The organism is Mycobacterium sp. 1245499.0, from assembly GCF_001673615.1.
In the GTDB taxonomy this organism is placed as follows: Bacteria; Actinomycetota; Actinomycetes; order Mycobacteriales; family Mycobacteriaceae; genus Mycobacterium; species Mycobacterium europaeum_A.
This window is the reverse complement of sequence record NZ_LZMG01000378.1, coordinates 1-10,392: the sequence shown is the minus strand read 5'-3', so window position 1 is coordinate 10,392 and position 10,392 is coordinate 1. Positions and strand designations below refer to the sequence as shown.

Sequence of the window (10,392 nt, the reverse complement as noted above, 5' to 3'; positions counted from 1 at the left end):
TGTTGGCCTGGGCGGTGTGAACGGCGATGGTGGCCTTCACGTTCGACGGATTCTTGTCCGACCACGCGATGTCGTTCGCGTTGAAAGTCATCGGCAGATAGCCGTTGTCGCGCAGGGCGTTGGTGAATTTGTCCAGGGTGACCGCGCTCTCCGGCTTCGCGCCCTCCACCAGATTCACCTTGCTGGCACCCGGAACGTTCGGGTCGGCGAGCCGCGTGAGCACGTCGGTGAGGGCCTCGGGCGGCGGCAGGGGAGCCGTGTTGGGCGCGGCAACCTGGCTCGAGGTGGCCGGTGGGAGCGAAGACGTGGCCGACGAACCGGTATTCGGGTGCGGCGACGAACATGCCGCGAGTCCGACCGCCGCCAAGGCGGCGGCGGCGCTCAGCGCTACGGGCAGTGGCCGGTGCATCCAGTCGGTCGGCCGGCTAGACGCCTCTGGCCGCTTCGCGAACGAAGGGTGTCGCTAAGGTCTGGCCGATGGGTGCAACGGAAGTCACACCGGCGGAGGGGGCGACGACGGCGACGCGAGTCGAGCCTGTGGCGAGGCTTTTTGCGGTCACGCTGGCACCTCCTGAGGCCCTTTCGATCATCACGATTAGTGGCCGAGATTACCAGCGTGACGAAAATCTTAACTTTTCGTGGGTATTTGACTCCGCACATCAATCGGCAATCGCCGGTAGCTTTGAAGTATCCGCCGCACCAATTCGGTGTGGGAAAGGAGCGCAAGATGGGTAGCTCAGAGCGTTCTGAAGCTTTCGGAACACCGCACGAATCAGACATGTCCAGCGGCGACGAGGCCGAGTTGGAGCAACTACGCCGCGAGGCAGCGATGTTGCGCGAGCAACTCGAGCACGCCGTCGGCTCGCATGGAGGTGCCCGCTCCGCCCGCGATGTGCATCAGCTCGAAGCGCGCATCGACTCGCTCGCGTCGCGGAACTCGAAGTTGATGGAGACCCTCAAAGAGGCTCGCCAGCAACTGCTTGCGCTGCGTGAGGAAGTCGATCGGCTGGGGCAGCCGCCCAGCGGCTACGGCGTCCTGCTCGGCACGCACGAGGACGACACGGTCGACGTGTTCACCTCCGGCCGCAAGATGCGGCTGACGTGCTCGCCGAACATCGAAGTTCCCTTGCTGCGCAAGGGGCAGACGGTCCGGCTCAACGAGGCCCTGACCGTCGTCGAGGCCGGCACGTTCGAATCGGTCGGCGAAATCTCCACGTTGCGTGAGCTCCTGGCCGACGGGCACCGGGCCCTGGTCGTCGGGCACGCCGACGAGGAGCGCATCGTGTGGCTGGCCGAGCCGCTGGTCGCCGAGGACCTCCCGGAGGGGCATCCCGACGCGCTGAACGACGACACCCGGCCGCGCAGGCTGCGGCCCGGCGACTCGCTGTTGGTCGACACCAAGGCCGGGTACGCCTTCGAGCGGATCCCCAAGGCCGAGGTCGAGGACCTGGTGCTCGAAGAGGTGCCCGACGTCAGCTACGAGGACATCGGTGGCCTGACCCGCCAGATCGAGCAGATCCGGGACGCGGTGGAGCTGCCGTTCCTGCACAAGGAGCTGTACCGCGAGTACGCGCTGCGCCCGCCCAAAGGTGTGCTGCTCTACGGTCCGCCCGGTTGCGGTAAGACGCTGATCGCTAAGGCCGTGGCCAACTCGCTGGCCAAGAAGATGGCCGAGGTGCGCGGCGACGACGCCCGCGAGGCCAAGTCCTACTTCTTGAACATCAAGGGACCCGAGCTGCTCAACAAGTTCGTCGGTGAGACCGAGCGGCACATCCGGCTGATCTTCCAGCGCGCCCGCGAGAAGGCGTCGGAAGGCACACCGGTGATCGTGTTCTTCGACGAGATGGACTCGATCTTCCGCACCCGCGGGACCGGCGTCTCCTCGGACGTCGAGACCACCGTCGTCCCGCAGTTGCTGAGCGAGATCGACGGCGTCGAGGGCCTGGAGAACGTCATCGTGATCGGCGCCTCCAACCGTGAGGACATGATCGACCCGGCGATCCTGCGGCCCGGCCGTCTGGACGTGAAGATCAAGATCGAGCGGCCCGATGCCGAAGCGGCACAAGACATCTTCTCGAAGTACCTGGTCGAGACGCTGCCGGTGCACGCCGACGATCTCGCCGAGTTCGGGGGCGACCGTTCGGCTTGCATCCGGGCGATGATCGAAAAGGTCGTCGAGCGGATGTACGCCGAGATCGACGACAACCGGTTCCTGGAGGTCACCTACGCCAACGGTGACAAGGAAGTCATGTACTTCAAGGACTTCAACTCCGGCGCCATGATCCAGAACGTCGTCGACCGGGCGAAGAAGAACGCGATCAAGTCGGTGCTGGAGACCGGGCAGCCCGGTCTGCGCATCCAGCATCTGCTGGACTCGATCGTCGACGAGTTCGCCGAGAACGAGGACCTGCCCAACACCACCAACCCCGATGACTGGGCGCGGATTTCGGGCAAGAAGGGCGAGCGGATCGTCTACATCCGCACCCTGGTCACCGGCAAGAGCTCGAGCGCATCGCGGGCCATCGACACCGAATCCAACCTGGGCCAGTACCTGTAGGGCTCGGCGCCGGCTGAGCCCTTGGGGCTCAGTCGGTCACCAGCGAATAGCTGTTGGTCAGGGTGTCCTACAGCACCTGGGCGGGCCGCTGGGTCGTGTCCACGCGCAGTTCTTCGGTGAGGACCCGCGGTTGATACGACCACCCGGCCGGCAGGTCGAGCCGGTCGGCAAGGCCCGGTAGGTCGTCGCGCGACAAGGTGGCGTCGGCGACCTGGCTCCAGGTCTGCATCACCCAGTGCCGGCTCTGCGGATCGATGAGTTCGAACACCTGCTGGCCGGCGTTGAAGACGAACACCGTGTGGCGACTGACCGTGTTGGGGACATATGGCGCAGGGTTCATCGACGACAACAGCACGGTGGCCTGCTGGATCATCTCGATGCCGCCGAAGGACTTGGTGATCTGCGGCCCGCGGGCCTGTTTTTCGATGGCGTTCATCAGCCAGTAGCGGGGACCGTTGAGCAGGGCTGCGGCCGCGCCGTGTTCGGTGGCGATGGCGTGCGCGTCCAGCGCCGACCACAGCTCCTGGGGACAGTCGTTGAGCGGGAAGCTGTTGTAAACCGTTGCCTGTGGGCCCGCCTCGCCGGGAGTTACCAGGAGTACCTCGCCATAGCGCTTCCCGGACAGGTCTAGTGCGTGTTTACCGACGGCGCGGCCGGCTTCGGGGGCGGACACTCCGGTGAAATTAATCACTGGTACCGGTGCCGTCAATACGACGGACGGCGGGCCCGGCGGCGCCTCGATAGCGGTTACGCGCCACCAAAGTCGTCTGCAGGTCGTCGATCAGCGGGTCGAGAAAGGTGGACCGGTACTCCGCGTCGCCCGCCGCGCGGGCGCTGATGTACATGAACGTCAGCGCGCCGAGGAACAGGGTCATGTGGATCAGTGAGTCGGGCACCGGCAGCGTGAATCCGAGCACCGTCGCGCGGCTGGTGTAGGTGTGGGTCCACTCGTTGAGCAGGTCGGGGCTTCGCCGGGTGAGCACGAACGGCAAACCGCGCTCCAAGAACTAGCTTTCGGCGGCGGCGCCCGGCGCGGCTCGGGGGTCCGGAGCGCGGCCGCGAAGAAGCTCCATGCCGGGTCACCCTACGGCCGGCAGCCCACCCGCGGCGGCCGTATCGAAAGGGTTGCCCGACGGGCGGTTTGCGGACGTCGGTCGGGCCGCGGGCTCGCCCGGGCGAGTCGCATCGGCCGGCTCCCGCGCGCCCCGCCGCGCGGGCCACTTCGTCGCCCGGCCTACGCTTAGGTCATGCAACGGATTATCGGAACGGAGGTCGAATACGGCATTTCATCGCCATCGGACCCGACAGCCAATCCGATCCTCACGTCGACGCAGGCGGTTTTGGCGTATGCGGCCGCAGCGGGCATCCAGCGCGCCAAGCGCACCCGCTGGGATTACGAGGTGGAATCGCCGTTGCGGGATGCCCGCGGCTTCGACCTGAGCCGCTCGGCCGGCCCGCCCCCGGTGGTCGACGCCGACGAGGTCGGCGCGGCCAACATGATCCTGACCAACGGCGCGCGGCTCTACGTCGACCACGCGCATCCCGAATACTCCGCCCCCGAGTGCACCGACCCGCTGGACGCGGTGATCTGGGACAAGGCCGGCGAGCGCGTCATGGAGGCCGCCGCACGCCACGTCGCCAGCGTGCCGGGGGCCGCGAAACTGCAGCTCTACAAGAACAACGTCGACGGCAAGGGCGCGTCCTACGGGTCGCACGAGAACTATCTGATGTCGCGGCAGACGCCGTTTTCGGCCATCATCGCCGGGCTGACCCCCTTTCTGGTCTCCCGGCAGGTGGTCACCGGCTCGGGCCGGGTCGGCATCGGCCCCTCCGGTGACGAGCCCGGCTTCCAGCTGTCCCAGCGCTCGGACTACATCGAGGTCGAGGTCGGCCTGGAAACCACGCTCAAACGCGGCATCATCAACACCCGCGACGAGCCGCACGCCGACGCCGATCGATACCGGCGGCTGCACGTCATCATCGGCGACGCGAACCTCGCCGAGACGTCGACCTATCTGAAGCTGGGCACCACCGCGCTGGTGCTGGACCTGATCGAAGAGGGCCCGGCGCACGGCATCGACCTGAGCGACCTGGCGCTGGCGCGGCCGGTGCATGCGGTCCACGCCATCAGCCGCGACCCGTCGCTGCGCGCCGCCGTGGCACTGGCCGACGGCCGGGAGCTGACGGGGCTTGCGCTGCAACGTGTTTACCTCGATCGGGTGGCCAAGCTGGTCGACAGCCGCGACCCCGATCCGCGCGCGTCCGACGTCGTCGAGACCTGGGCGCACGTGCTCGACCAGCTCGAGCGCGACCCGATGGAATGCGCCGAAATACTCGACTGGCCGGCCAAGCTGCGCCTGCTCGAAGGGTTCCGGCAGCGCGAGAACCTGAGCTGGTCGGCGCCGCGGCTGCACCTGGTGGACCTGCAATATTCCGACGTCCGGCTGGACAAGGGCCTCTACAACCGGCTCGTCGCGCGCGGTTCGATGAAGCGCCTGGTGACCGAGCACCAGGTGCTCGAAGCGGTGGACAAGCCGCCGACGGACACCCGCGCCTATTTCCGCGGTGAGTGCCTGCGCCGATTCGGCGCCGACATCGCCGCGGCCAGCTGGGACTCGGTGATTTTCGATCTGGGTGGTGATTCGCTGGTCCGGATCCCGACGTTAGAGCCGCTGCGCGGCAGCAAAGCCCACGTCGGGGCGCTGCTGGACTCGGTGGACAGCGCCGCCCAACTGGTCGAACAACTCACCAGCTAGGTGCCGGTTAACCCAGGGAACGTCGGGGTCGACCGGTAGGCTAGGAAAGACCAACGGGCAGTGTGGCTTGATCGGTGAACAAGCCATTCAACGGGCCCAGACAACGCAGGAGGCGGCGATGGCTCAGGAGCAGACCAAGCGTGGCGGTGGTGGCGACGACGAAGACGATGTCGCCGGCAGCACCGCCGCGGGCCAAGAACGCCGGGAGAAGCTAGCCGAGGACACCGACGATCTGCTGGATGAGATCGACGACGTCCTCGAGGAGAACGCCGAGGACTTCGTTCGCGCGTATGTCCAAAAGGGCGGACAGTGACCTGGCCTTTCTCTGATCGCCTGTCCACCAATTCCGCGCTTCCGGGCTACGCACCTCCAAGAAGCCCCGCTATAGACCTCTCGTCGTTTGCTGATCTGTTGCGTCGGCAGGCGCCGGAGTTGCTGCCGGCGAGCCTGTCGGGCACGCAGTCCGATGGTGCCGCGGGGCAGCTGCCCCACGGCACCACCATCGTCGCGCTGAAATATCCCGGCGGCGTGGTGCTCGCCGGCGATCGGCGTTCGACGCAGGGCAACATGATCGCCGGGCGCGACGTCAAGAAGGTGTACATCACCGACGACTACACGGCCACCGGCATCGCCGGCACCGCCGCGATCGCGGTGGAATTCGCCCGCCTGTATGCGGTGGAACTCGAGCATTACGAGAAGCTCGAGGGCGTGCCGCTCACGTTCGCCGGCAAGGTGAACCGGTTGGCCATCATGGTGCGGGGCAACCTGGCCGCCGCGATGCAGGGTCTGATCGCCTTGCCGCTGCTGGTGGGCTACGACATCGATGCGCCGGATCCCGAAGGCGCCGGGCGCATCGTGTCTTTCGACGCCGCCGGCGGCTGGAACCTGGAAGAGGAGGGCTACCAGTCGGTGGGGTCGGGATCGATTTTCGCCAAGTCGTCGATGAAGAAGTTGTACTCGCAGGTCACCGACGCCGACTCCGCGGTGCGCGTCGCCATCGAGGCGCTCTACGACGCCGCCGATGACGATTCCGCCACCGGCGGACCGGATCTGGTGCGCGGCATCTACCCGACCGCGGTCACCATCGGCGCCGAGGGGGCGCTCGACGTGCCGGAGAGCCGCATCGCCGAATTGTCCCGCGAAGTGATCCAAAGCCGTTCGCGCGCCGACACTTTCGGCCCCGATGGTGGTGAGAAGTGAGCTTCCCGTATTTCATCTCGCCCGAGCAGGCGATGCGCGAGCGCAGCGAGCTCGCGCGCAAGGGCATCGCCCGGGGCAAGAGCGTGGTCGCGCTGGCCTACGCCGGTGGTGTGCTCTTCGTCGCGGAGAACCCGTCGCGGTCACTGCAGAAGATCAGCGAGCTCTACGACCGCGTCGGCTTCGCGGCCGCCGGCAAGTTCAACGAATTCGACAACTTGCGCCGCGGCGGAATCCAATTCGCCGACACCCGCGGGTACGCCTACGACCGTCGTGACGTCACGGGCCGGCAGCTGGCCAACGTCTACGCGCAGACGCTCGGCACCATCTTCACCGAGCAGGCCAAGCCCTACGAGGTGGAGCTGTGCGTGGCCGAGGTCGCGCACTACGGCGAGAGCAGACCGCCTGAGCTGTACCGGATTACCTACGACGGATCGATCGCCGACGAGCCGCATTTCGTGGTGATGGGTGGCACCACCGAACCGATCACCACGGCGCTCAAGGACTCTTACGCCGAGAACGCCGACCTGCGTGAGGCCACCCGCATCGCCGTCAAGGCCCTGCGGGCCGGCAGCGAAGCGTCGAATGGCGACCAGGCAGCCCTGGACGTCGGCAGCCTGGAAGTCGCCATCCTGGATGTCAACCGGCCGCGACGGGCGTTCCGGCGGATCAACCGCGCCAGCCTGGAAAATTTGCTGCGCGAGTTGGATTCCGACGGCCCGGCAGGCGACGGCGAGGAATCGAACGGGGAATCCGCCGACTAGGCATCGCTCGGCGCGGCCCGCCGCCGGTGCCGATGGGGCTGTTGGTGCCCAAGGTGCGGGTGAGCCGCGAGGAGTAGCAAGGCCCGGTGCGGGCGGACGGTCGCCCGGTGCGGCCTCCCGAAGGCGTCCGCGCGACCTCCGGAAAACTTCGTCGGATTGATACGCGCGGCTTGCTCACCGTCCCGGTCGGACAACCAGTACGCTCGATTACGTGCAGCGACGAATCATGGGCATCGAGACCGAGTTCGGGGTCACCTGCACATTCCATGGGCACCGGCGGCTCAGCCCGGACGAGGTGGCCCGCTACTTGTTCCGCCGTGTCGTGTCCTGGGGCCGCAGCTCCAATGTTTTCCTGCGTAACGGCGCCCGCCTGTACCTCGACGTCGGCAGCCACCCGGAGTACGCGACCGCCGAGTGCGACAGCCTGGTGCAGCTGGTCACCCACGACCGCGCGGGCGAATGGGTGCTGGAAGACCTGCTCGTCGACGCCGAGCAGCGACTGGCCGACGAGGGCATCGGCGGCGACATCTACCTCTTCAAGAACAACACCGACTCGGCGGGCAACTCCTACGGGTGCCACGAGAACTACCTGATCGTGCGGGCCGGTGAGTTCTCCCGGATCTCCGATGTGCTGTTGCCGTTCCTGGTCACCCGCCAGCTGATCTGCGGCGCCGGAAAGGTCTTACAGACCCCCAAGGCCGCGACGTTCTGTCTTTCCCAACGCGCCGAGCACATCTGGGAAGGCGTTTCCTCGGCCACCACCCGCAGCCGGCCGATCATCAACACCCGCGACGAGCCCCACGCCGACGCCGAGAAATACCGGCGGCTGCACGTGATCGTCGGCGACTCCAACATGTGCGAGACCACCACCATGCTCAAGGTGGGCACGGCCGCTCTGGTGCTCGAGATGATCGAAGCCGGCGTCCCGTTCCGGGACTTCTCGCTGGACAATCCCATCCGCGCCATCCGCGAGGTCAGCCACGACATCACCGGTCGCCGGCCCGTGCGGCTGGCGGGCGGGCGGCAGGCCAGCGCGCTGGACATCCAGCGGGAGTACTACACCCGCGCCGTCGAGCACCTGCAGACCCGCGAACCCAACGCGCAGATCGAGCAGATCGTCGACCTGTGGGGCCGCCAGCTCGACGCGGTCGAAAGCCAGGACTTCGCCAAGGTGGACACCGAGATCGACTGGGTGATCAAGCGCAAGCTCTTCCAGCGCTACCAGGACCGCTACAACATGGAGCTGTCCGACCCCAAGATCGCCCAGCTGGACCTGGCCTACCACGACATCAAGCGCGGACGCGGCGTCTTCGACCTGTTGCAGCGCAAGGGGCTGGCCGCCCGCGTCACCACCGACGAGGACATCGCCGAGGCCGTCGACAACCCGCCGCAGACCACCCGGGCGCGGCTGCGCGGCGAGTTCATCAGCGCCGCCCAGGCCGCCGGCCGTGACTTCACCGTCGACTGGGTGCACCTCAAGCTCAACGACCAGGCGCAGCGCACCGTGCTGTGCAAGGACCCGTTCCGTGCGGTCGACGAGCGGGTCAAGCGCCTGATCGCAAGCATGTAGCCGCTCCGACGCGCCGGCGCGACGCGGATGGCCGGCGGAAGCGCCAGACGAGGACCATCGAATAACCTGGAGCCAATGGCGACGTCAAAAGTCGAACGGCTGGTGAATCTGGTCATCGCCCTGCTGTCCACCCGCGGTTACATCTCGGCGGAGAAGATCAGGTCGAGCGTGGCGGGCTATTCGGACAGCCCCAGCGCCGAGGCGTTCTCCCGCATGTTCGAGCGCGACAAGAACGAGCTGCGCGACCTGGGCATCCCGCTCGAGGTCGGCCGGGCCTCGGCCTGGGACCCCACCGAGGGTTACCGGATCAACCGCGACGCCTACGCGCTCGCACCGGTCGACCTGACCCCCGACGAGGCGGCCGCGGTCGCCGTTGCGACGCAGCTGTGGGAGTCGCCCGAGCTGATCACCGCGACGCAGGGCGCGCTGCTCAAGCTGCGCGCGGCCGGCGTCGACGTCGATCCCGACGCGCCCGTCGCCATCGCGTCGCCGGCCGGGGTGCCCGGCCTGCGCGGGTCGGAAGACGTCCTGGGAATCCTGTTGTCCGCCATCGACTCCCGGCAGGCGGTGCAGTTTCAGCACCGACCCTCGAGGGCCGAGCCATACGCCACCCGCACCGTCGAGCCCTGGGGCGTGGTCACCGAGAAGGGCCGCTGGTATCTCGTGGGCCACGACCGCGACCGCGACGCCACCCGGACCTTCCGGCTTTCCCGGATCGGTGCGGACGTCACGCCGATCGGGCCACCGGGCGCCGTCACCGTGCCGAAAGACGTTGACCTGCGGAAGATCGTGGCCCAGACCGTCACCGAAGTGTCGGCGGGGCCGACCGTCGGGCGGGCGCGAGTGTGGGTGGCCGACGGGCGGGCCACCGCGCTGCGGCGCGCGGGCAGGCCCGTCGATGCCCGCCAGTTCGGCGGTCGCGACGGCGAGGTGATCGAACTCGACATCTCCTTCGCCGACCAGCTGGCACGGGACATCGCCGGCTACGGGCCCGACGCCCTGGTGCTCGAACCGCAGTCCCTGCGCGACGACGTGCTGGCCCGGCTGCGCGCGCATGCGGGCGGGGACGCCGTCGGGGCGGGGCAGCCGCCCGGCCGCGGGGGAGTGTCCGCGTGACACCGATCTCCACCCGGCTGATCCGGCTGTTGAACATGGTTCCGTATTTCCAGGCCAATCCCCGGGTCACCCGAGCCAAGGCGGCCGCCGATCTCGGGGTGTCGGCTAAGCAGCTCGAAGACGACCTGAACCAGCTGTGGATGTGCGGGCTGCCGGGCTACTTTCCGGGGGACCTGATCGATTTCGAGTTCTCCGGGGACACCATCGAGGTGACCTTCTCCGCGGGAATCGACCGCCCGCTCAAGCTCACCTCGCCGGAGGCCACCGGGCTGCTGGTCGCGTTGCGGGCGCTGGCCGACATTCCCGGCGTCGTCGACCCCGAGGCCGCGCGCAGCGCGATCGCCAAGATCGAGGGCGCCGCCGGGGCCACGCGCAGGGTGGCCGACGGCAGCGCCGGGTCGCCGTCGAACAGCGAGGTGTCCGGCGGCGCGT

The 10,392-nt window shown here is 67.8% G+C and carries 9 protein-coding genes and 2 pseudogenes; 8 read left to right on the top strand and 3 right to left on the bottom strand.

Annotation, left to right across the window (positions count from 1 at the left end; translation table 11 throughout):
• The coding region (locus tag A5646_RS23520; protein WP_067022047.1) for a hypothetical protein at positions 1-409 on the bottom strand (409 nt) is incomplete at its 3' end.
• A gap of 318 nt (positions 410-727) precedes the next feature.
• Between A5646_RS23520 and arc the strand changes: the two genes are divergently transcribed.
• On the top strand, positions 728-2,557 hold the full coding sequence (gene arc / locus A5646_RS23515; protein ID WP_067024563.1) for a proteasome ATPase: 1,830 nt from the start codon (positions 728-730) through the stop codon (positions 2,555-2,557).
• 67 nt (positions 2,558-2,624) lie between these two features.
• Here arc and A5646_RS23510 read toward each other — a convergent pair whose 3' ends face one another.
• Positions 2,625-3,230, bottom strand: coding sequence for a hypothetical protein (locus A5646_RS23510; protein ID WP_067024561.1), 606 nt, complete (start codon positions 3,228-3,230; stop codon positions 2,625-2,627).
• 10 nt (positions 3,231-3,240) lie between these two features.
• Positions 3,241-3,525, bottom strand: a pseudogene (locus A5646_RS23505) (hypothetical protein); the annotation flags it as partial.
• Between the two features lie 279 nt (positions 3,526-3,804).
• Here A5646_RS23505 and dop point away from each other — a divergent pair.
• The 7 genes and pseudogenes from dop to A5646_RS23470 form a co-directional block, all read left to right on the top strand.
• The gene (gene dop, locus A5646_RS23500) at positions 3,805-5,313 is read left to right on the top strand and encodes a pup deamidase/depupylase (protein ID WP_067024557.1); all 1,509 of its coding nucleotides are present in this window, start codon (positions 3,805-3,807) and stop codon (positions 5,311-5,313) included.
• 118 nt (positions 5,314-5,431) lie between these two features.
• Positions 5,432-5,626, top strand: coding sequence for a ubiquitin-like protein Pup (locus A5646_RS23495; RefSeq protein WP_066860430.1), 195 nt, complete (start codon positions 5,432-5,434; stop codon positions 5,624-5,626).
• Positions 5,623-6,513, top strand: coding sequence for a proteasome subunit beta (gene prcB / locus A5646_RS23490; RefSeq protein ID WP_067024554.1), 891 nt, complete (start codon positions 5,623-5,625; stop codon positions 6,511-6,513). Before A5646_RS23495 ends, prcB begins: the two co-directional genes overlap by 4 nt.
• Positions 6,510-7,274, top strand: a complete 765-nt coding sequence (gene prcA / locus A5646_RS23485) for a proteasome subunit alpha (protein ID WP_066860413.1) — start codon at positions 6,510-6,512, stop codon at positions 7,272-7,274. Before prcB ends, prcA begins: the two co-directional genes overlap by 4 nt.
• A 211-nt stretch (positions 7,275-7,485) precedes the next feature.
• Complete coding sequence (gene pafA / locus A5646_RS23480) at positions 7,486-8,844, top strand: Pup--protein ligase (protein WP_156748774.1); 1,359 nt, start codon at positions 7,486-7,488, stop codon at positions 8,842-8,844.
• Positions 8,845-8,919: 75 nt separating this feature from the next.
• The gene (locus A5646_RS23475) at positions 8,920-9,960 is read left to right on the top strand and encodes a YafY family protein (protein WP_067024552.1); all 1,041 of its coding nucleotides are present in this window, start codon (positions 8,920-8,922) and stop codon (positions 9,958-9,960) included.
• Positions 9,957-10,392: pseudogene (locus A5646_RS23470) on the top strand (protein pafC); the annotation flags it as partial. The gene A5646_RS23475 and the pseudogene A5646_RS23470, both read left to right, overlap by 4 nt.

What these genes read in the sequence shown, in the direction of transcription:
- arc (WP_067024563.1), top strand. Translation starts at nt 728, where the DNA reads ATGGGTAGCTCAGAGCGTTCTGAAGCTTTCGGAACACCGCACGAATCA.
- A5646_RS23495 (WP_066860430.1), top strand. Translation starts at nt 5,432, where the DNA reads ATGGCTCAGGAGCAGACCAAGCGTGGCGGTGGTGGCGACGACGAAGAC.
- dop (WP_067024557.1), top strand. Translation starts at nt 3,805, where the DNA reads ATGCAACGGATTATCGGAACGGAGGTCGAATACGGCATTTCATCGCCA.
- A5646_RS23475 (WP_067024552.1), top strand. Translation starts at nt 8,920, where the DNA reads ATGGCGACGTCAAAAGTCGAACGGCTGGTGAATCTGGTCATCGCCCTG.